The sequence below is a fragment of the Telluribacter roseus genome (genome assembly GCF_017355915.2).
Lineage (GTDB): Bacteria > Bacteroidota > Bacteroidia > Cytophagales > Spirosomataceae > Telluribacter.
On the sequence record NZ_JAFEUV020000008.1, the window covers coordinates 55,630 to 76,278 of the forward strand.

Here is a 20,649-nt window from a genome sequence, read left to right on the forward strand (position 1 = left end):
CGGACTACCTCCACAGCAAGATTCCTTCGTACGAATAGTTGTTGCCATTGCGCGAAGCTGACCTGAGTACCAGCCGTAGCGAGTGAGTCTGATTCTGAAAGTCGAACCGGAGCCGCGCCGGATCCACCTCGTGCGAAGAGGTACCGTACTCCTGCTCCAGCTCGGCCAGGCGGGTGGCAATGTCCCAGGATGTAATGCGGGTACTACCCTGGTAAATATTCAGCGTACGACCATTCTGAACCGGTTGAACCATCCAGCCGCCCTGCTCGATCCGTTGCTCACCGTACACCTGAAACATCCACAGTTGCTCAAAGCCTTTGATGTCCAGTGCGTATACATCGTTGAGCGCTGAGCGGGAGGAGAAGTTGAGTGTTCTGCTGCCTTCGCCCGGTACAGCTTTGGCCGTAAGGCTATTCCGAAGGCGTAGTTCAATGGCATTGGCAACCGTAGTTTGGTTGTTGCGGGTGGGGAGCTGAGCAAAGAAGGGTTGCAGCGTTTGAATCTCGCCCCGGTCCCGGAAGTACCTGACTATCGACAGCAGATGGTCGTAGTCTGAGGGGGGCACTGCGGCCTTCCCCTCCACCTGCTGCTGGCCGTTCAGGAGCTGGTACTGGGCCAGGATATCCCGGAAGCGGTTGGCCTGGCTCTGGCGCGACACCCCGAATATGCTCCACGGCCCTACCGCTATCAGTAGACTGATGAGGCAGAGTGTCAGGGGAATCAGGCGGATGTCGTCGCGCTTGCTGAACAGGAAGTAGATTGTGATGCCCAGAAGCCATACCGCCAGTATACCTACCAGGTACCGGTTTTCGGTAATGCCGTAGTCTCTGATCCGGCGGAATATGCCTATGAAAAGCAGTACGATCAGGGGCAGCAGGGCCAGGTGAAAGCGTCTCGTAAAAAGCTGTATCCAGCGCTCTTCGGCGGAGTCGCGTAGGGGATACAGCAGGAGCAGCGCAAGGATACCCGCTACCGAAAAAGCCACCACCAGATAGGCTACACCCCCTTCGGGCAGTTGCCACTGAGCAAGTATCTTGGCAGAGTACACGTACAGGATAATGAGGTACACTACCTCGAGGGGCAGGAGTACGTACTGCGTAAACAGCTTGAGTCCTTTGGGGTATTCAAGGTTTTCTTCCAGTGTATCCAGCCGCTCCGGCAGGCCGCTCAGGAACAGGATGGTGTGGACAAAGCTGAATATAAGTACGAACAGGTCGGCCTCGATACGGAACGGATAATCCACATCAAACAGGAAATGGACGGTCTCGATGGCAATGATGAGTCCTATGTACAGGGTACCCGCGTACAGAGTAGCGGAGAGTATCTGCAGGAACAGCGTTTTGTTATACTCCCAGAAGCCCTGCTGCTCGCGGTAGCCTATAAAGGGCGCAAACGATACGAGCAGGTGAGCCGCGGCCATAAATAGCCCGAATCGGTAGTAGTCGCGCTGAATGGGAGTTTCGTTGATAGTAAAGAAGTACCCGATGAGCAATGCTACTATGCCCGCTACGGCCCCCAGCTGTACGGTATGGCTCCAGTGCCTTCGCTCACCGACCAGCCTTACGGTAAGCAGGAGGGGCAGGGCCAGAAATAGCAGAAAGATCAGCCGAACCAGAAGATTATGGGTAGCCTCGTCGGTGCGGGGCGTTTCGATGAGGATGATGAGTAGTATAGCTTTGGCTGCTGCTACCAGTACGACCCACGGTAGTCGCTGTACAACTCGCTGAATAGCTCCCGTCAGATTCTGAACAGAGGGCAGTTTTATCATGTTTTAATGGTATGTTTGGCCAAAAGGTAGAAAATCAATCTATTCAAACCAACATATAGTTGACAACTAAACTCTGATTCGGGTCAGGCAATACCGTATTGATTCCGGCGTTATTGCGTACAGCACTACTCGTAAAGTACCTACTTATGAAGCTTCACCAACTGGTTCTGGTTCTTGCATTGTCTTTGTATTATTCGGCTGCTTCCGCACAACAGCTAAGCCTCAGCCGCCTGTTTTATCCCAATGTCACCCTACGGGCTGAGTACTTTGCTCCGGCCAACGTACCTACCAGTACGGACTTCGGATTGACCCGTACCAGCTTCTTCGGGATGGTACCTTTACAGAGTGAGGTACAGGCGGGTTTCAGCCTCCGCAAGAAATTTGACCTGCGGGCGGTACATACGGTAGCCATTGCGCAGTTCTCACAGTTGCAGCCTACTTTTGACGGCGTCAAAACACCCACCAATGGCTACAAGACCGGTTCGCTGGGCGTCATTCGCTTGCAGGCCAGCATAAAGGACAGGCTGTGGGTATACGGGGCAGGGTTAGGAATCACCGAAACCAACGAGACCTTCTTTACACCTAGTCCTTACCTGTGGGGAGGGGCCGCGCGTATGCACATCTTCGGCCTGCAGTCACAAATCCTCTACGGATCCATGCTGGTGTATAGCCAGAAGCTACGGGTAGTGCCGGTGGTAGGTGTGAACAAACGCTTTGGACCACAGTGGCGGGCTACAGCCCTTCTACCTTTTATGGCTGATGTCAACTACAAGATCAATAAGTGGGCCAATGTAGACTTCATCGCCGGAGTCAATGGATACAGCGGCGGATTTCAGATACAAACTCCTGAAGAAAAAATGCTTCGCCGTCAGAACTACCAGCACCTCAAGCTGGGTGTAGCGGCCAACGCGCACCTGTTCACCATACTGAATGTGTCCGTCGAGGCGGGAATGACGGGCTTCCGTCAGTTGCGTACCTTCAATAGCGCCCGGGAGAATCTTACCGCGTATTCACCCGCACCTGCTCCCTATATTGGGGCCAGCGTACGGTACATCACCAGCCGGTCGGGTATCTCCTCCAAGTTCACCAAGCGCCTTGGCCTGGGCGACAGCGGTATCAACTGGTAGTGACATAGCTCTGGGTGCTGCTTTTTTTAGTTGGATAAATCAAAGAACTTAATCGTCTTGAATGGCTTTCCCGTTAGCAGACTTTATGGTTCATTGTATAAAATAATTTATACAAATAGGTAAAATAATATTTTGTTGTAAATCATAATCTATTGCAAAATATTCTTGTATTGGCTTGTGGTGAGTAGTATATGTAAAATTATATTTTGTTTGGAAGCTTATTTTTGGGTTTGGAAATGAAAGGTGATTCGTAGCACTTTTGCAGCATCAAACTCAACAATAAGCAGCTATGAAAAATACTACCATCTTTTCCATCATGTTTGCTCTGGTAGCAGGCATCAGCTCTACAGCCTTCGCAAGTACTACCAACCCCGGCAGCAATGTACAGGTACGGGTAGTCTCCCTGAAAGAAAACAAAATACTCGTAGCCTCTGAGTCGGCCTCGGCCGAGGCCGTACTGGTGGAGCTGCTGGATGCGAACAAGAGTACGCTTCATTCCAGAAAAATCAGAAGAAATTTTTCCTTTGCTCAGTCTTACAACCTGAGTAAGCTCACCGACGGCAATTACTTCATCCGGGTGTTCAATAGCAGCTACAGCTACACAGTACCCGTAGAGATCAATGGGGGAGTGGCTACCATCCGTCAGCAGGAGGTTCAGGAGATTCAGCGTCCTACTGTACGCCTGGCCGACAACAAGCTGAATGTATACGCCCTACTCGTCGGTAATCCTGCCGTATCGCTGCAGATGCTTAATGACGAGCAGAAAGTGGTATACACAGAAGAAACGAAGGTGAATGAGAATATCCTCAACCGCCGCTACGACCTGAGCCAGCTGCCCGAAGGTGTATACGATGTACTGATCAATATCAACGGCAAAGTATTTACCGAAGAGGTGACCATCGCCCGCTAAGCCAGCCTTAACGACTATTAGCAAATCCCCGTGCCCACAGCACGGGGATTTGCTGCTCTAGGCTACCCCGCCGTTTACACTAAGTGTGTGGCCATTGACGTAGAAGGCTTCGTCACTGGCCAGGTACAGGTACGCGTGGGCAATATCCTCAGGAGATCCCATGCGTTTGGCAGGTACAGTGGCTACGGTTTGTTTGAGTACTTCCTCCGGGATCTGATCCGTCATTTCGGTTCGGATAAAGCCGGGAGCTACGGCGTTGGCGGTAATGTTGTACTTACCCAACTCCCGCGCCCAGGTTTTGACCATACCGATGATCGCCGCCTTCGTGGCGGAGTAGTTGGTCTGGCCAAAATTACCCGTAATACCTACCACCGATGAGGTACAGATGATGCGCCCGTACTGCTTCTCTACCATATAAGGTACTACGGCTTTGGTACAGTAGAACACTCCATTGAGATTGACATCAACGACCTGCTCCCACTCGGTGTGAGACATCTTGAGCAGGGAGCGGTCACGGGTAATGCCGGCATTGTTGATCAATATATCTATACGGCCATACGCATCCTGTACCGCCCGGGCGGCGACTTCCAGCGCGGGCGCATCGGTTACACTTACTTGCCCGAACTCAGCCTTGTAGCCTTGCTGGCGTAGCTCGTGGGCGGTCTGCTCTCCACTCTCCAGCATATCCCAGATGATGACGGTGGCTCCTTCCTGTGCAAATAGCTGAGCCGTGGCTTTGCCGATGCCGCGGGCACCGCCGGTAATAATAGCAACTTTGTTCTCTAAGCGTCCCATGGGTGAGGGGTTAAGGTTTATATAGAATTCTAGATTATCCTGCTACGGAAGCTAATAATAGCATCTTTTGGAGAAAATGTTTTCTAAAAGTTGGAGGAGGCTCCGGGAGAGGGGATGTACGTGAGGCATTTTCATAAATTTTTAGACATTTGCGCTGGCAAATGGTATATGTACTAGACATCCTCAATAACAGAAGACAGACAAACGATCATCGATGAACATAGATCAGGTTTTTGAAGCATTTAATTCGTTGCGTGTATTAGTGGTAGGAGATGTCATGCTCGACTCCTACGTATGGGGAAAAGTAGAGCGTATATCGCCCGAAGCTCCCGTACCGGTAGTAAATGTAAGCAAGCGCGAGTACCGCCTGGGCGGAGCCGGTAATGTACTCCTCAATGTACAGGCATTAGGTGCCGAAGCCATTATATGTTCGGTAGTGGGAGTGGACGCGGCGGGTGATACCCTGTGTGCGAAGCTTACGGATCTGGGGCTCAACTGCGAAGGCCTCATCCGCAGCGAGAGCCGGATCACTACCATCAAGGAGCGGATTATAGCCGGCTCGCAACAGGTAGTACGTATCGATACCGAAACCGACAAGTACATCAGCGACGAGGAGCGCCAGCGCCTGGTCAACAAGGTAAAGGAGCTGATACCAACGTGTCAGGTTATCATCTTTGAAGATTATGACAAAGGGGTACTCAGCGCTGAGGCCATCGCCGATATTACCAGCTTTGCCAACGAGCACGGAGTACCTACCGTAGTAGATCCCAAGAAGCGCAACTTCCTTTCGTACCATAATACCACTCTTTTTAAGCCCAACCTCAAAGAGCTACGCGAAGGCCTGAAAGTAGACTTCGACGTGGATAAGGATGGGGAGCTACAAGACGTAGTACAGCAGCTCAAGCAAACGCTTAATGCCCAGGGAGCCCTTATCACGCTGTCGGAACGGGGCGTATTTATCGACTACCAGGAAGAGGTGCACCATCTGCCTGCACACATTCGTAAGATAGCCGATGTATCCGGAGCGGGTGACACCGTGATCAGTATTGCGGCCTGCTGCGTAGCGCTGGGGCTCCCTTCGCGCGCCGTAGCCGGTATTTCCAACCTGGGTGGCGGCCTGGTGTGCGAGTCGGTAGGGGTAGTACCTATCAATAAAGATCGCCTCCGCGAAGAGGCACAGAAGGAGAAGCTCCTATAACTAAGTACCCTGGTCCAGATACTATAAGCGGTATGCTTCTTACTTGTAGAAGCACACCGCTTATTTTTTATTCGTAGTTGCACGTACTACTTATTACTCCGTAGTCTACGAAATAGCAGTACTGTACTAATGATGAAAAGAAGGTATGGTAAAATAAAAGTTAGTGATCTTTCAGTATGGACAACATGGTTTGTATATACCCGAAACTGTTTAAAGCCAATATGTATAGCATGCGCATGTAAACTAAAAAATGCTATAATAACATTTGTGGTAGTTGAAACGGTATTTTTAAAAAGTAAGATCCACAGGTAGAGCCAGCACAGAATTATGTAACCTGAGAGAATCTGATCAGATCTTTGCCCCATCCATAAGCCTATCCAGTACCAAATCAGGATAGGAAGATTCCATTTTGTATCATACTGATGTATGAATAAATAGAATATTATACATAAGAATATTAGAGCCTTCTGTGCTATGTTGATGCTTCCAGTCTGATATGACTCTCCAACTTTCTGACTCATCGTCGTGGCTGTTCTCTTACTACATAACTCCTACCAGTTGCTGGAACATGTTCTGTAACAGCAGGGTACGTTTACCGGGTGTACCGTTGCCGATAGAGTGCTCACCTACCCGTACAATGGGCATAACCCACTTGGTAGTACTGGTCGTGAAGGCTTCGTCAGCATAGATAAACTCCTCGTAGGTAACCTGACGTTCCTGTACCTTAAAATGCGCGGCTGCCAGCTCCATCACTACCCGTCGCGTAATACCATGTAGTATGTGTCGGTTGGGAGTAATAAGGGTGTCGCCTTTAAAGATGAATACATTGCTCCGGGTTAGTTCGCTTACCTCACCTTTACAGTGGAACAGCAGGTCTGAAGCCTGCTGGCGTTTCATCTCATCCGCCATCAGGATCATATGGGTGTAGTTAGTCGTCTTTATTTCGGGCAGGTCACGTACGTACTCATAGGGAAGTACCTTCATCCCTTTTTGCCGGGCCATGGGATTGTCCTGCGGGAGTGGCTCGGTGCGGATCAGCAGGTTGGGCTGTACCACATGTACACCATCAGGCGAGTACCCTCCAGTGAGTACAAAGCGGAAAGCTACCTCGCGCTCACCCGATAGCTGGTGCAGTTCCGTCAGGATAGCCGATGCCGCTTCTTTGCTCACGGGGAGAGTGAGCTTGAGCATACGCGCTGAGTTTTCAAAGCGTTGCCAGTAGTCATCCCAGCGGAAGGGCACGCCGTTGTAGGTACGGAAGTAGTCAAACATACCATAACCACGGAGCAGACCCAGGTCGTTGGTTTTTAGGAGAGGGGTATCAATGGGGGAAATCTGACCGTTGAAGTAACAGTGGTAGGGCATAGTAAACGTGTGATCTATAGGTCTGAAGTTATAATGAGATTACGCTTTTAGATGATTAGAGTGCGTGTAACATGTCTATGCTGACCGTAAATGTAGGGAATAGGAGAGTACACCGGCCTATCTTTTGAGTTTTTCGTTGAGAATTAGCTACTTTGTAGACCTCAAAAAAGTAAAATATCTAGTTCGGACTAAACTCTGGTTAATTACAGTAGTTGAAAAGAACAGAACTAACGTAAGAATGACAACACCCGAACAACTGCTGCAAGTACTGCAAACCGATATTGAACAGAATACCTACGGCGAACATCCTGTTGAGCTTTACGAACCGATACGCTACATCATGTCATTGAACGGAAAGCGCTTGCGTCCGCTGATGACACTCATGTCGGCAGCCATGTACACCGACGACTGGCAGCGTGCCCTGAAGCCGGCCCAGGCGGTGGAGGTATTTCATAATTTCACCCTCATGCACGACGATATCATGGATCAGGCTCCGCTGCGTCGGGGACAGCCTACGGTACACGAAAAGTGGAATACCAACATCGCTATCCTGTCGGGCGATGTGATGCTGGTGCGGGCCTATGACCTGCTGCTCGATGTAGAGGTGGACCGGATCCGGAAGGTACTGGCCCGCTTCAACCAGACCGCCGCTGAGGTATGCGAAGGGCAGCAGCTGGATATCAACTTTGAAACCCGCTGGGATGTGTCGGAGCAGGAGTACCTGGAAATGATCCGCCTTAAAACCTCGGTACTGCTGGGCTTTGCCCTGGAGCTGGGAGGTATCATTGGCGGAGCCGACGAAGAGGCCACCCAGCTACTCTACGAAGCCGGCGTAAGTATGGGCGTAGGCTTTCAGCTGAAAGATGACCTGCTGGATGTATACGGCGACCCGGCTAAGTTTGGCAAGCAGGTAGGTGGAGATATCATAGCCAACAAGAAGACGTTCCTACTCATCGAAGCGCTGGAGCGCGCGGAGGGTGAAACCCGGGCCGAACTGGATCGCTGGCTGGGTGAAAAGGAGTTTGACAAGGAAGAGAAAGTAAAAGCCGTAACGGCCATTTACGACTCACTGGGCATACGCACCTTTACAGAGCAGAAGATCAATGAGTACTTCTCCCGTGGTTTTGACTGCCTCGAGCGCGTACCGGCCGATCCCGCCCGCAAGGCACCCCTACTGGGCTTTGTTCACCAGCTGGTAGAGCGGGAGCAGTAACTAATGAAGAATGTAGAATTAATAATGTAGAGTGAGCTGGTAGTCATTTGATATTCTCGATTTGAAAATTGACCAGTATATTCACTCATTCGCTCAATCACCCATTCACTCAATAATAGATGTCCATTACACTCATACTCATCATCATCACAGTAGGTATCAGTATCTACGCCTGGAACAATCCGATACTACTGGACCGGTGGGTGCTGAATCCGTATAAAGTGACCAAGCGACACGAGTACTATCGCTTCATTACTTCCGGTTTTATCCATGCCGACTACGGGCACCTGCTATTCAACATGCTCAGCTTGTGGTTTATCGGGGAAGGGATCGAAAGGCTCTTTGGCATGTTGTTTGGCGCTAATGGTGCGGCCTACTACCTGTTCCTGTACATCGTGGGTATTATTGTTTCGGATATACCTACCTTCCTGAAACACCGCAACAATTCGAACTACAATTCGCTGGGTGCTTCGGGAGGGGTATCAGCGGTACTCTTCGCGGCTATCTTGTACGCCCCTCTGCTGCAGATCTGCCTGTACTTCTTTATCTGTATGCCCGGCTTCATATTCGGGCTGCTGTTCCTGGGCTACTCTTTCTTTGAGTCGCGCCGGGGCGGCGGGTACGTCAACCACGACGCTCACATGTACGGGGCTATCTTCGGAATGCTGTTCATGGCCGTTGTTTATCCGGAAGCGGTACCTGGCTTCTTCCAGCAGATTGCCAGCTGGCGGATATTCTAAGGCTAATTAAGCATCACAACTAAAAGAGCCATAAACACCTCTGTTTATGGCTCTTTTGGTTTATGAAGAATCTCTTTTATACTGATCAGGAGCAGGAGGTAGTTACTCCTCTTTCAGCTCGGCGAGTACCGTTACACTACCTACGGTTTTATCACCCAACTTCACCTTAATGTCGGCATCCAGTGGTACAAATATATCAACCCGCGAGCCGAACTTGATAAAGCCCATTTCTGAAGCCTGCTCTACCGGCTGGCCTTCCTGCACGTACCACCGGATACGGCGGGCTACCGCTCCGGCGATCTGGCGGAATAGAACATCTACACCCTGGGCCGTACGAATCACGATAGTAGTACGCTCGTTGTCGGTACTGGACTTGGGGTGCCAGGCTACCAGGTACAGGCCGGGGTGGTACTTGAAGTACTGTACTACACCACTAACGGGCGTCCAGTTGACGTGTACGTTCAGCGGCGACATAAAGATACTGATCTGACGGCGGGGACCGTTGAAGTACTCGGTTTCTACCGTTTCTTCGATCACCACCACTTTACCGTCACAAGGCGCGATAATCTGTTTTTCGTCTTTGGAAACCACCCGCTTAGGATGACGGAAGAACTGAACGATCAGCAGGAGGAAGACTATACTCATGATCACGAGCAGCAGGTGCAGCCAGTCCATACCCGGTGTAAAGGCACGTACACCCCAGTTAACTAACAGGAGCAAAAGGGCAGTTCCGGCAATGATCGTATAGCCTTCTTTATGAATAGTCATAATTGATAGTTTGGTGCAAGTGCGGTAAAAGTACAAATATCGGGCAAATCTTCGAAATCCTCTGCGTTTGTATACTCTTCCTAACTTTTTCCTAATAACAATCTAGAGTAGCTACGGTTTGGGAGGTGGAAGCCTTTCCGGAATTTTTATGCTCTTAACTAGGTACTAACCACATGACTGACCCGACCCGAATAATCAAAGATAAGTTACTGGCTGTTCTGGCCCGGACTGAGCACACTATATCTGCTGCGAAGCTGAAGGTAAAGGAGAGATTCAACCTGCTGGAGCCAATCCTGATCGTGCCCTACTACGGTTTTGGCAATGAGCACTACGTATATCTTAGGGGAAGAGTACTGGAAGACGAAAAGATTCAGAACGATCAGGACAGTGATAGCCTGCGGGTGCATATACGGAATACCTACAAGCGGTACGAGTCGGACGAAATACCTGGTATACGACTACGGGCGTCCTTTGCCGGACAGGATATTGAGGTAGTAACGGACGAAGAAGGGTACTTCGAGGTGGAGTTCAGAGCCGGGGAGGGATTTGACTATGCCTCCGTAGGGAATAAAGTGCAGTTAAAGCTGCTGGAGCAAAAAACGGATCAGGACAGGCTGGAAGCGGAGGGCACCATATTGGTACCGGGGGAGGATGTGGAGTTTGGGATTATATCAGACATAGATGATACGGTCTTGGTCTCGAACGTTACCCACTTCCTGGGGCAGCTCAAACTCACACTTACCAAGGATGCTACCCAGCGCAGCCCCTTTCCCGGTATTGCGGGTTTTATGCGGGCGCTCTGCAAGGGGAGTGATAGCCAGGGGCACAATCCACTCTTCTTTGTGTCGGGGAGCGAGTGGAACCTCTTCGACCTGCTGGTTAATTTTTTTCAGGTACATGGTATCCCGGAGGGGCCACTGCTGCTCCGCGACAGGGGTACCTACTATACCAACGGCAATCTGGCGGTGAGTGAGCAGGAGTACAAGCAGAAAAAGATCAGGCATATACTGGATACCTTTCCGGATTTACACTTTATCTGCATTGGCGACAGCGGTCAGCACGACCCCGAAATCTACCAGCAGATGGTGGGTGAGTACCCGGGGCGGATTATAGGAATATACATCCGGGATGTGAGCGATGAGAAGCGCGACGCGGAGGTGCACCAGATAGCCCGGCAGCTAAAGGAGCAGGGCGTAGAGATGGTACTTACCAGGGATACCCTGGAAGCCGCCAAACACGCGGCCGGAAAGGGCTGGATCAATGAAGAGCAGCTGGCTGATATAGAGCAGGAGTGCGAGAAAGATAGCACGAAGGGAGAGAAGAGCTAGCCAGCTATGAGGCAGCCTGTACTATACTATATGATAGTTTAAAAAAGAAGCCCCGCCAGCCTTGAACAGGTACTAGCGGGGCTTCGGTGTATTGCTAACGTTGTTATTCGATCACTACGCAGTGGCCGCTTTCAACGTCGTGTTCTACTTTCTTGTACTTCACGTCACGTAGTACCCGACCATCGCGGTACTGTACCGTTACCTTCTGATTACGGTCAGCGATTTTGATCGATCGTACCGGCTCCTTACGGGTAGTTGACTCCATGTTGCGGGCATACTCATTAGGACCTCCGCCCATGTGTTCGTCCGAGTCTTCTTCGCGGTTAGTATGCAACTCCGGGGTTGGCTCCGGGCGCTGTACGGGCTGCTGTACCTGCGGGGGGGTTGCCTGCTCCTGCGGGATGTCGGCCTTCATCAGGAACGAGATCAGGTCGAAGTTGACCTTGCTCAGGAAGCGCTTGAACAGCTCAACTGATTCAAACTTATAGATCAGCAACGGATCCTTCTGCTCAAATACGGCATTCTGTACCGACTGCTTCAGATCATCCATTTCGCGGAGGTGTTCTTTCCACTCCTGATCGATGATGGACAGTACAATGGATTTTTCCATCTCACGCACTATATCCTTACCCTCGCTCTCAACGGCTTTCTGCAGGTTCACCACTACACCCGCCTGACGCAGACCGTCGGTAAATGGAACCATGATCTCGGTGATGAGGGCACCACGCTCAGCGTAGATTGCCTGCAGTACTGGCATGGCCTTGCTGGCTATTCCCTGATTTTTCTCCTGGTACTGCTTCTCGGCAGCAGCGTAAAGGCGCTGTGCTTTGTCGGCTTCTTTGAGGCGGCTATACTCTTCCTTGCTGAAAGGTACTTCCATTCCTAGTGTAGTCAGGCTAGCCAGTTCCAGCTCTTCGAAGCTGCCGGTAGTATTAGCTGCCAGTTCCTCACACACGTCGTAGAGGGTGTTGGCAATATCCACCGCCAGACGGTCGCCAAACAGGGCGTTGCGACGGCGACGGTAGATGGCGTCACGCTGGTAGTTCATCACGTCGTCGTACTCGAGCAGGCGCTTCCGGATACCGAAGTTGTTTTCCTCAACTTTCTTCTGCGCACGCTCAATAGACTTGGTAATCATGCTGTGCTGGATTACCTCACCCTCTTCCAGACCCATGCGGTCCATGATTTTAGCCATACGGTCAGATCCGAACAGACGCATCAGGTTATCTTCGAGTGATACAAAGAACTGTGACGAACCCGGGTCACCCTGACGTCCCGCACGACCACGCAGCTGGCGGTCAACCCGGCGGCTTTCGTGGCGCTCCGTACCGATGATAGCCAGACCACCCGCCGCCTTGGCATCAGGTGTCAGCTTAATATCCGTACCCCGACCGGCCATGTTGGTAGCGATGGTAACCGTACCGGGCTTACCAGCTTCGGCTACTACCTCGGCCTCGCGCTGGTGCTGCTTGGCGTTGAGTACCTGGTGCGGGATCTTACGAAGGGTAAGCATCCGGCTGATGATCTCCGAGTTTTCAACGGAGGTAGTACCTACCAGGATCGGACGTCCGGCTTCTACCAGCTCTACGATCTCATCGGCTACGGCATTGTATTTCTCACGAACCGAACGGTATACCTTATCCTCCTGATCTTTACGGGTGATAGCTACGTTGGTCGGAATGGACACTACGTCCAGTTTATATATCTGCCAGAATTCACCCGCTTCGGTCTCGGCAGTACCCGTCATACCAGCCAGTTTGTGGTACATCCGGAAGTAGTTCTGCAGCGTTACCGTAGCGTAGGTCTGGGTGGCATCTTCCACCTTTACATTTTCTTTGGCTTCGATCGCCTGGTGCAGACCGTCGGAGTAGCGGCGGCCTTCCATGATACGGCCCGTCTGCTCGTCTACGATCTTTACCTTTCCGTCCATGATCACGTACTCCACATCTTTCTCAAAAAGCGTGTACGCTTTCAGAAGCTGGTTTACGGTATGGATACGGGCGGTTTTTACGGAGTAATCACGGATGAGCGCCTCTTTTCTTATCACGCGCTCCTGCTCTGTGATGGTAGCATCCTTTTCAATAGTGTTGAGATCAACGGCTATATCAGGCAGGATAAAGAAGTTGGATTCTTCGGACTCGCCGGTGAGGAAGTCAATACCTTTCTCAGTCAGCTCAATGCTGTTGTGACGCTCATCTATAGTAAAGTACAGCGGGGCATCAGCTTCGGGCATCAGCTTCTGGTTTTCGGCCAAGTAGATCGCCTCTGTTTCCTGAAGGATAGCCTTCATACCCGACTCACTCAGAAACTTGATCAGCGGCTTGTACTTAGGCATACCGCGGTGTACCCGGAACAACGCCAGACCGCCTTCTTTGCGATCACCGGCTGATATCTTACGCTTGGCCTCGTTGAGCAGGTCCATCACCAGGCGCTTCTGCGCCTCCACGATACGGCCTACCCGGGGCTTCAGCTCCATGTACTCCTGCTCATCACCGCGAGGTACCGGTCCGCTAATGATCAGAGGGGTACGGGCGTCATCGATCAATACGGAGTCCACCTCATCCACCATGGCATAGTGGTGCTTGCGCTGCACCAGCTCTTCGGTGTTACGCGACATGTTATCGCGGAGGTAGTCAAAGCCAAATTCGTTGTTGGTACCGTAGGTAAGGTCGGCTTTGTAGGCATTACGGCGCGCCATGGTATTGGGCTGATGGCGGTCGATACAGTCGACGCTCATACCGTGGAACTCAAACAGAGGAGCATTCCACTCGGCATCACGCTTGGCCAGGTAGTCGTTAACGGTTACGATGTGTACTCCCTGTCCGGCCAGTGCATTCAGGAAGGCGGGTAGGGTAGCCACGAGGGTTTTACCTTCACCGGTAGCCATCTCCGCGATTTTACCCTGGTGCAGTACCAGTCCACCTATCAGCTGTACATCATAGTGTACCATATTCCACTTGATAGGGTGACCTATCACGTTCCAGGTACTACTCCAGTAGGCTTTGTCGCCCTCTATGGTTACGTTGGGCTTACGGGTAGCTACTTCGCGGTCAAAGTAGGAAGCTGTTACTTCCAGTCTTTCATTTTCCTTAAAGCGTCGCGCTGTTTCCTTCACAATGGCAAATCCTACGGGCAGGATCTCCATTAGTACTTTTTCCAGCTCTTTGTTGCGATCTACTTCAAGAGTATCTATTTGCTTAAAGATAGCCTCTTTGGCATCTACGTCAGACTCCACCTCGGCCTGATGGCGTAGCTGATCTACCTGATCATCGATGGATTTGAGTCTATCTTTGATGTATGCTTTCAACTCCGCTGATTTGGCCCGCAGTTCGTCGTTGGATAGGGAAGCTAACTTGGTAAACTCTGCGTTGATCTTGCCCACATACGGGGTTAGCTCCTTCAAATCCCGCTCAGACTTCGTCCCAAATAGCTTCGAGAATAAATTTATCATGATTTGTACTAAGGCGTTAATCGTCAATTGTTAATCGTTAGGCTACAATTTCCTGACAAATAGATAGTACCAACGCTAACAAATAACCTTTATGTTTAAAAATGGATGTAGTTTTTTATCTGGCAAATATCAAGCCTATACTTTATACGTGCCACAATGGCAGAGTTCAGGTTTACTATCGCAAAGTTAATTTTTTACTACTAGTTTAATAACAAGATTTTTATAATACTGGTGCCATTAAGTAAGAAAGGTAAAAAGGGCACCTTTTGCGGAGCATTATCGTCCTCCGAAGCAGAGAGAATTTCTATTTATCCAGCATAAATGTCAGGAAAGCAGGGGTAGTACAAAGATCGTTACGCTTGTCGTGCTATATTTGTTACTTGTCGTAACGTAGGCAGCCGAGCAGTCAGTACATCAGCGTCAGTAGTACTTGTCGGCAGGCAGCCTGTTCCCGTAAGCCCTTGACTAATCCTTTATGAACAAACTTCTCAATAATCTCACGTTTCGGGTACTGGTAGCCATAGTCGTTGGTATACTGCTGGGGCACTTCGCTCCCGAATTCGCCAGTAAGCTGAAGCCCCTGGGCGACCTCTTTATCAACCTGATCAAGATGGTTATCGCTCCTATCATATTCCTGACTATAGTACTGGGTATAAGTAATATGGGGGACCTCAAAAAAGTAGGCAGGGTAGGAGGTAAAGCACTGCTCTACTTCGAGGTAGTGACGACGGCGGCACTGGTGATCGGACTGGTCATAGCCAATTGGGTGCGCCCGGGTGACGGAGTGGTAGCGCAGGTAGGTACATCCGATGTAGTGAACCGCTACGCCGAGCAGGGCAAGTCCATGAACTGGGTTGATTTTCTGATGCATAGTGTACCCAGCAACGCCGTACAGGCCTTTGCCGAAGGCGAGATCCTGCAGGTACTGGTGTTTTCGGTCCTATTTGGGATGGGACTCACGCACATGGGTGAGAAGGGGCACAGCCTCATTATGACCTTTGACCGTCTGAGCAAAGTGTTTTTCAACATCCTGAACATGGTCATGAAGTTGGCACCGCTCGGAGCCCTGGGTGGAATGGCCTATACCATTGGTACCTACGGGGTGTCGGCCTTGCTGCCTCTGGGGAAGCTGATGGTCACGGTGTACCTGACCATGTTCCTCTTTGTGTTCGTGATACTCAACCTCATCCTGCGGTACTACAAGATAAGCCTCTGGCAACTGCTAAAGTACATCAAGGAAGAACTGCTGATCGTGCTGGGTACCTCTTCGTCGGAGTCGGTGCTGCCTCTGATCATGGATAAGCTCGAAAATCTGGGCTGTTCGCGTTCGGTGGTGGGGCTGGTCATACCAGCCGGGTACTCCTTCAACCTGGATGGTACTACCATCTATCTGTCCATGGCTACTATATTTCTGGCGCAGGTTTTTCATGTGGATCTGACGCTGGCCCAGGAATTAACCATCATTGGTATCCTGATGGTCACCTCCAAAGGAGCAGCGGGTGTGACGGGCAGTGGATTTATAGTACTGGCTTCCACGCTGGCGGCCATTGAAGTAATACCCGTGGAGGGGCTGGCACTGCTGCTGGGCGTGGACCGCTTCATGTCCGAAGCCCGGGCCATCACCAATACCATCGGTAATACAGTGGCTACGGTATGGATAGCCCGCAACGAAAACGAACTGGATATGAAACGCCTGAACCGGGTATTTAAAAAGGAGGAAAAGGAGCCTCTGGCCAATTATGAATATTAATGATATAGAGCCGCGGGAGCGTAGCTACGTTTTGCTGTCGCGGGTAGCCATATTTCTGTACATAGTACCTATGCTGCTGGTGGCTTACCGGGTTATCAGCCTGCCGCTGTGGGCGTTGTACCTGCTGCCGGTGCCTTACTTTCTGCTGATTGCCTTCTGTTACCTCAGGTTGGGTGAAGTAGGGCGGCTGCACATTCGTCCGGTATCGATCGTGCTGACGCTCATCACGCACGTAGCTATCTGCTTTTATGTATTCGGAAGCTAAATGAGCTCTTACTAGCTCTTCCCCGAAAACTTCCTTTCTTCCAGGTTTAGTACCGCTTGTCCTTAATGCTTTTGTGTACTTTGCATAACATAGTACCTTTGAATCAACAATAACAGCAAAACAGACAAAGCCATGAACAATAACAGATTATTCCGTAACATGAATCAGAAGGTAATAGGTGGTGTAGCATCAGGTTTAGCCGAGTACTTCGGAGTAGATGTAGCCATAATACGTGTACTCTTCATAGTGGCCTTTTTTATACCACTGCCTTTTCCCGTTGTGATCGCTTACATTGCCTTCTGGATCGCCATGCCCGCTAAACCGATCATCCATACAGCCACTACGGCCGGTGGGGGACTATGAAAGAAAAGGCATAAAATATCTTAATACTATTCAATAAAGCCGCCGGGGAACAACCTCCCGGTGGTTTTTTGTTTATAAATTAATTGCTACTTTTACAAATGGTATGCCTGCATACCATTTTATTCCTGATACAGACTTAACCGTTACAATTTTATGAATGCATACATAGTAGCTGGATACCGTACTGCGGTAGGAAAAGCCACAAAGGGTGGATTTCGCTTCACCCGCCCGGATGATCTGGGAGCCGAAGTGATCAAGTACATGATGAGTACGGTGCCGCAGCTCGATCCCGCCCGTGTCGATGACGTGATCGTTGGGAATGCCGTACCCGAGGCGGAGCAGGGTATGCAGATGGGCCGCTTTATATCGCTGCTTTCGCTGCCACAGAGCGTATCAGGTATGACCATCAACCGCTACTGCGGGTCGGGAGTAGAGTCTATCGCCATTGCTGCTTCTAAGATACACGCCGGCATATCCGACTGTATCATAGCCGGAGGGGCCGAGTCGATGTCGCTGGTACCGGTGATGGGCTGGCGTACGGCACTCAATTATGAAATCTCTCACAGCAACCCTGAGTACTACCTCAGCATGGGACTTACCGCTGAGCAGGTAGCCAAAGACTTTAACATCAGCCGCGAAGACCAGGATGCTTTCTCGTACCAGTCGCACCAGAAAGTACTGGCGGCTCAGCGTGACGGAAAATTTGACAATGAGATCGTACCCATCACGGTAAAGGAAACATTTTTTGACGCGACTTCCGGCAAGAAAAAGACTAAAGAATTTGTAGTAAAGCAGGATGAAGGCCCGCGGGCGGATACTACCGTGGATGCTTTGGCTCGTCTGAAGCCCGTATTTGCGGCCGGTGGTAGCGTTACGGCCGGTAACTCATCCCAAACTTCTGACGGAGCAGCCTTTGTGCTGGTTATGTCGGAGCGGATGGTGAATGAGCTGGGGCTCAAGCCCATTGCCCGCATGATGTCGTACGCTACGGCAGGAGTTGATCCGCGTGTGATGGGTATCGGACCGCTGGAAGCAGTACCCAAAGCTCTGAAGCAGGCGGGTCTTAAGATGGCTGACATTGAGCAGATCGAGCTAAATGAAGCCTTTGCGGCTCAGACACTGGCGGTTATACGCGGCTTGGATGTAGATCCGGAGATCGTTAACCCCAACGGTGGAGCCATTGCCATTGGTCATGCGCTGGGCTCTACCGGGGCACGTCTGTCGGTGCAGCTATTTAATGAGATGCGTCGCCGTAATCAGAAGTACGGGATGGTAACAGCCTGTGTTGGTGGCGGTCAGGGAGTAGCCGGTGTGTACGAACTACTGAGTTAAGAGATATATTATATAGGTCCACTTGCTAAAACTCCGGGGATGGTTGAAAGACTTCCTCGGAGTTTTGCTATTTTTACCCCCCTCAACCGCGCTATCGAATCGTATATGGATGTCTCCATTGTAATTATAAACTATCATACATCTCAACTCATACTTAATTGTCTGCAATCCATCTACCAGCATACGAGGAATGTTAGCTTCGAGGTAATTATAGTAGATAATGATCCGCCGAACGGAGGGGGAGAGCTGGTGCGGACGGCGTATCCGGAGGTGAAATGGATAGATATGCCTTATAATGCAGGCTTTGGTCGTGCCAATAACGAGGGGATGAAAATAGCCCAGGGGCGTTACTTCCTGCTGCTGAACGCCGACACCCTGCTGATCGATAACGTCATTGACCGCTGTGTGGAGCGAATGGATCAGCGGATGGATGTGGCTGCCTGCGGAGCCCTTCAGTACTATCCTGACTTTACCCCGATGCCTTTCTACCGGAGCTTTAACGAGTTTCGCCGGACCTTCTTTATCCTGCCGCCCAACCGGTTTTTCCAGGGTATGCTCGACCGGCTGTTTCCGGAGCCTGTCTATGATGACCCGGAACAGTACGATTGGCTGGTAGGGGCGTTTATTCTGGTGCGTAAAGAGGTAGTAGAGAAAGCGGGAGGCTTTGACGAAGACTTCTTTATGTATGCCGAGGACGTGGAGTGGTCGGGGCGGCTGGGTAAGCAGGGAAAGCTCTGCTACTTCGATGACTGTAAGTTTATCCATCTGGAAAATAAAAATCCTTTCCGACGCACCAATATCTCCTGGATCAACCGCTTTAGTACCCAGATGCAGGTATCCAACTTTGCCTGGGTGCGCAAGCAATACGGCATCGGTCACTACCTGATACTTATCCTGCATTACCTGTCCATGATACCCGTTATCTATGTCTGGAAGTTCGTGATCAACATCAGAAAGTTCGGGAACCCATTCGCAGAGCTACGAACACAGGGTATATACGTACGAAAAACATTTGTATTGCTTAAATACTTTAGAAAGACACTCTTTCTGAAAAAAGGATTTTACAAGATTTCACCCAGTGAAAATATCGACCTACTAACATCTTCATGAGTACATCCACTACCAAGCGCCGTATTCTCTTCTTTACTCCTTATGCAAGTCGTACCGGATCAGAGATGATGCTTCTGTACATCTTACGTCATTTTGATCGTACCAGGTATGAAGCCGGGCTGGTGTGCTTTGCTCGTGGAGAGCTGCTGAACGATATTCCTTCCGATATTCCCGTTTTTATCGTTCCCCGCAATTTCAATACATCCGAGCGGATAGCCTTCCACCTGGGGGTGAATCCGATCCTGTACCGGCTGCGCAAGCTGGCCAAAAGCTTCAGGGCTGATATATGGTACGTTAATACCATCATGCTACCTGAAGTGGTGAAAGTCGCGCGCGAGTTTTCTATTCCGGTCATCACCCACTTCCACGAGCTTCCCCTCACGTACTCCTACCTCGAGGAGTCGGACTACCGGAATATCGTCGATTACTCTCAGCTATTGATCGGTTGTTCGGAAGTGACCTGTAAGGCTATCAAAGATTCGGGTGGAAAAAACGTAAGGCTGCTGTATTCTTTTATAAATGAACATGGTGTAGAAGCCAGTGAAGACCGGACCCGTACGCTCCGCCGGCAGCTGGGCATAGCCGATGATGATTTTGTGTGGGTGATGTCAGGAACTACCTCGGAGCGCAAGGGCTTTGACCTGTTCCCGGATATTGCTGAACAGCTCAATGATCCGAAGGTGCATCTGGTGTGGGTAGGAAGCCGCATCAACGACGGCCTAGTATATTACACCGAGCAACGATGCCATAGCTCTGGCTCTCGTACCAAAATTCACCTGGTGGGTAAACAAAAGGAGGACTACTATAATTACCTTAATATAGCAGACGGATTCTTACTTACTTCCCGGCAGGACCCCTTCCCGCTGGTGATGATAGAGGCGGCCCTCTTGGGTAAGCCTATTGCTGCGTTACCGTCTGGAGGTGTGGTTGAGTTTGTACAGGAGGGTATGGGACTGGTTACCGATGACTTTAGTATAAATAATCTGGTAAAAGCCATGAGGCAGGTGATGGAAGGAGAGGTGGCTACCAATCCGGAGGTGAGCCAGGTACGGGCCCGCCGGTTTACGCTGACCAATGGTTTGGAAGACTGGAGTAGCCTGATTAACGAGTCGGTAAGCGAGATGGCCGTGGTGTAAGTGATGCATAAGGTAGAGCCGTTGTTGGTA

The 20,649-nt window shown here is 50.6% G+C and carries 17 protein-coding genes; 12 read left to right on the top strand and 5 right to left on the bottom strand.

Features of this window, described 5'->3' with window-relative positions:
• Positions 1 to 4: 4 nt before the first annotated feature.
• Entirely contained in the window at positions 5 to 1,768 is a 1,764-nt protein-coding gene (locus tag JTN23_RS15520) for a DUF4153 domain-containing protein (protein WP_247235774.1), read from the bottom strand.
• A gap of 146 nt (positions 1,769 to 1,914) precedes the next feature.
• On the opposite strand from JTN23_RS15520, the gene JTN23_RS15525 reads away from it, so the two are divergent.
• Both JTN23_RS15525 and JTN23_RS15530 read left to right on the top strand, forming a co-directional pair.
• Entirely contained in the window at positions 1,915 to 2,895 is a 981-nt protein-coding gene (locus JTN23_RS15525; protein ID WP_247235775.1) for a hypothetical protein, read from the top strand.
• Positions 2,896 to 3,184: 289 nt separating this feature from the next.
• Positions 3,185 to 3,805, top strand: a complete 621-nt coding sequence (locus tag JTN23_RS15530) for a hypothetical protein (protein ID WP_247235776.1) — start codon at positions 3,185 to 3,187, stop codon at positions 3,803 to 3,805.
• A 57-nt stretch (positions 3,806 to 3,862) separates the two neighbouring features.
• On the opposite strand, the gene fabG is transcribed toward JTN23_RS15530, so the two are convergent.
• Positions 3,863 to 4,600, bottom strand: coding sequence for a 3-oxoacyl-[acyl-carrier-protein] reductase (gene fabG / locus JTN23_RS15535; protein ID WP_247235777.1), 738 nt, complete (start codon positions 4,598 to 4,600; stop codon positions 3,863 to 3,865).
• 214 nt (positions 4,601 to 4,814) lie between these two features.
• Between fabG and JTN23_RS15540 the strand changes: the two genes are divergently transcribed.
• Positions 4,815 to 5,798 carry a bifunctional heptose 7-phosphate kinase/heptose 1-phosphate adenyltransferase gene (locus JTN23_RS15540; protein WP_247235778.1) on the top strand — a complete coding sequence of 328 codons (984 nt, stop codon included), beginning with the start codon at positions 4,815 to 4,817 and terminating at the stop codon, positions 5,796 to 5,798.
• Between the two features lie 540 nt (positions 5,799 to 6,338).
• Here JTN23_RS15540 and JTN23_RS15545 read toward each other — a convergent pair.
• Entirely contained in the window at positions 6,339 to 7,163 is an 825-nt protein-coding gene (locus tag JTN23_RS15545; RefSeq protein ID WP_247235779.1) for an aminotransferase class IV, read from the bottom strand.
• Positions 7,164 to 7,401: 238 nt separating this feature from the next.
• Here JTN23_RS15545 and JTN23_RS15550 point away from each other — a divergent pair, with 238 nt between their 5' ends.
• A complete protein-coding gene (locus tag JTN23_RS15550) occupies positions 7,402 to 8,376 on the top strand; it encodes a polyprenyl synthetase family protein (RefSeq protein ID WP_247235780.1) in 975 nt (324 codons plus the stop codon).
• A 119-nt stretch (positions 8,377 to 8,495) separates the two neighbouring features.
• Positions 8,496 to 9,116, top strand: a complete 621-nt coding sequence (locus JTN23_RS15555) for a rhomboid family intramembrane serine protease (RefSeq protein ID WP_247235781.1) — start codon at positions 8,496 to 8,498, stop codon at positions 9,114 to 9,116.
• A gap of 102 nt (positions 9,117 to 9,218) precedes the next feature.
• Here JTN23_RS15555 and JTN23_RS15560 read toward each other — a convergent pair whose 3' ends face one another.
• Positions 9,219 to 9,884 (bottom strand): phosphatidylserine decarboxylase family protein, encoded by a 666-nt coding sequence (locus tag JTN23_RS15560; protein ID WP_247235782.1) that lies wholly within the window; start codon positions 9,882 to 9,884, stop codon positions 9,219 to 9,221.
• Positions 9,885 to 10,057: 173 nt separating this feature from the next.
• Between JTN23_RS15560 and JTN23_RS15565 the strand changes: the two genes are divergently transcribed.
• Positions 10,058 to 11,212, top strand: coding sequence for an App1 family protein phosphatidate phosphatase (locus tag JTN23_RS15565; protein ID WP_247235783.1), 1,155 nt, complete (start codon positions 10,058 to 10,060; stop codon positions 11,210 to 11,212).
• Between the two features lie 103 nt (positions 11,213 to 11,315).
• Here JTN23_RS15565 and secA read toward each other — a convergent pair whose 3' ends face one another.
• Positions 11,316 to 14,663, bottom strand: a complete 3,348-nt coding sequence (gene secA / locus JTN23_RS15570) for a preprotein translocase subunit SecA (RefSeq protein ID WP_247235784.1) — start codon at positions 14,661 to 14,663, stop codon at positions 11,316 to 11,318.
• Positions 14,664 to 15,138: 475 nt separating this feature from the next.
• On the opposite strand from secA, the gene JTN23_RS15575 reads away from it, so the two are divergent.
• From JTN23_RS15575 to JTN23_RS15600, 6 genes are all read left to right on the top strand, one after another.
• Positions 15,139 to 16,413 carry a dicarboxylate/amino acid:cation symporter gene (locus JTN23_RS15575; RefSeq protein ID WP_247235785.1) on the top strand — a complete coding sequence of 425 codons (1,275 nt, stop codon included), beginning with the start codon at positions 15,139 to 15,141 and terminating at the stop codon, positions 16,411 to 16,413.
• The gene (locus tag JTN23_RS15580; protein ID WP_247235786.1) at positions 16,403 to 16,678 is read left to right on the top strand and encodes a hypothetical protein; all 276 of its coding nucleotides are present in this window, start codon (positions 16,403 to 16,405) and stop codon (positions 16,676 to 16,678) included. The genes JTN23_RS15575 and JTN23_RS15580 overlap by 11 nt, the downstream gene beginning before the upstream one ends.
• Before the next feature lie 132 nt (positions 16,679 to 16,810).
• Positions 16,811 to 17,041 carry a PspC domain-containing protein gene (locus JTN23_RS15585; protein WP_247235787.1) on the top strand — a complete coding sequence of 77 codons (231 nt, stop codon included), beginning with the start codon at positions 16,811 to 16,813 and terminating at the stop codon, positions 17,039 to 17,041.
• A gap of 153 nt (positions 17,042 to 17,194) precedes the next feature.
• Positions 17,195 to 18,373 (top strand): acetyl-CoA C-acyltransferase, encoded by a 1,179-nt coding sequence (locus JTN23_RS15590; protein ID WP_247235788.1) that lies wholly within the window; start codon positions 17,195 to 17,197, stop codon positions 18,371 to 18,373.
• A gap of 39 nt (positions 18,374 to 18,412) precedes the next feature.
• Positions 18,413 to 19,483 (top strand): glycosyltransferase family 2 protein, encoded by a 1,071-nt coding sequence (locus tag JTN23_RS15595; protein WP_247235789.1) that lies wholly within the window; start codon positions 18,413 to 18,415, stop codon positions 19,481 to 19,483.
• Entirely contained in the window at positions 19,480 to 20,619 is a 1,140-nt protein-coding gene (locus JTN23_RS15600; protein ID WP_247235790.1) for a glycosyltransferase, read from the top strand. The genes JTN23_RS15595 and JTN23_RS15600 overlap by 4 nt, the downstream gene beginning before the upstream one ends.
• Positions 20,620 to 20,649 lie beyond the last annotated feature (30 nt).

What these genes read in the sequence shown, in the direction of transcription:
- JTN23_RS15565 (WP_247235783.1), top strand. Translation starts at nt 10,058, where the DNA reads ATGACTGACCCGACCCGAATAATCAAAGATAAGTTACTGGCTGTTCTG.
- JTN23_RS15575 (WP_247235785.1), top strand. Translation starts at nt 15,139, where the DNA reads ATGAACAAACTTCTCAATAATCTCACGTTTCGGGTACTGGTAGCCATA.
- JTN23_RS15585 (WP_247235787.1), top strand. Translation starts at nt 16,811, where the DNA reads ATGAACAATAACAGATTATTCCGTAACATGAATCAGAAGGTAATAGGT.
- secA (WP_247235784.1), bottom strand. Translation starts at nt 14,663, where the DNA reads ATGATAAATTTATTCTCGAAGCTATTTGGGACGAAGTCTGAGCGGGAT.
- JTN23_RS15555 (WP_247235781.1), top strand. Translation starts at nt 8,496, where the DNA reads ATGTCCATTACACTCATACTCATCATCATCACAGTAGGTATCAGTATC.
- JTN23_RS15595 (WP_247235789.1), top strand. Translation starts at nt 18,413, where the DNA reads ATGGTTGAAAGACTTCCTCGGAGTTTTGCTATTTTTACCCCCCTCAAC.
- JTN23_RS15540 (WP_247235778.1), top strand. Translation starts at nt 4,815, where the DNA reads ATGAACATAGATCAGGTTTTTGAAGCATTTAATTCGTTGCGTGTATTA.
- JTN23_RS15525 (WP_247235775.1), top strand. Translation starts at nt 1,915, where the DNA reads ATGAAGCTTCACCAACTGGTTCTGGTTCTTGCATTGTCTTTGTATTAT.
- fabG (WP_247235777.1), bottom strand. Translation starts at nt 4,600, where the DNA reads ATGGGACGCTTAGAGAACAAAGTTGCTATTATTACCGGCGGTGCCCGC.
- JTN23_RS15590 (WP_247235788.1), top strand. Translation starts at nt 17,195, where the DNA reads ATGAATGCATACATAGTAGCTGGATACCGTACTGCGGTAGGAAAAGCC.
- JTN23_RS15545 (WP_247235779.1), bottom strand. Translation starts at nt 7,163, where the DNA reads ATGCCCTACCACTGTTACTTCAACGGTCAGATTTCCCCCATTGATACC.
- JTN23_RS15560 (WP_247235782.1), bottom strand. Translation starts at nt 9,884, where the DNA reads ATGACTATTCATAAAGAAGGCTATACGATCATTGCCGGAACTGCCCTT.
- JTN23_RS15580 (WP_247235786.1), top strand. Translation starts at nt 16,403, where the DNA reads ATGAATATTAATGATATAGAGCCGCGGGAGCGTAGCTACGTTTTGCTG.
- JTN23_RS15550 (WP_247235780.1), top strand. Translation starts at nt 7,402, where the DNA reads ATGACAACACCCGAACAACTGCTGCAAGTACTGCAAACCGATATTGAA.
- JTN23_RS15530 (WP_247235776.1), top strand. Translation starts at nt 3,185, where the DNA reads ATGAAAAATACTACCATCTTTTCCATCATGTTTGCTCTGGTAGCAGGC.
- JTN23_RS15520 (WP_247235774.1), bottom strand. Translation starts at nt 1,768, where the DNA reads ATGATAAAACTGCCCTCTGTTCAGAATCTGACGGGAGCTATTCAGCGA.
- JTN23_RS15600 (WP_247235790.1), top strand. Translation starts at nt 19,480, where the DNA reads ATGAGTACATCCACTACCAAGCGCCGTATTCTCTTCTTTACTCCTTAT.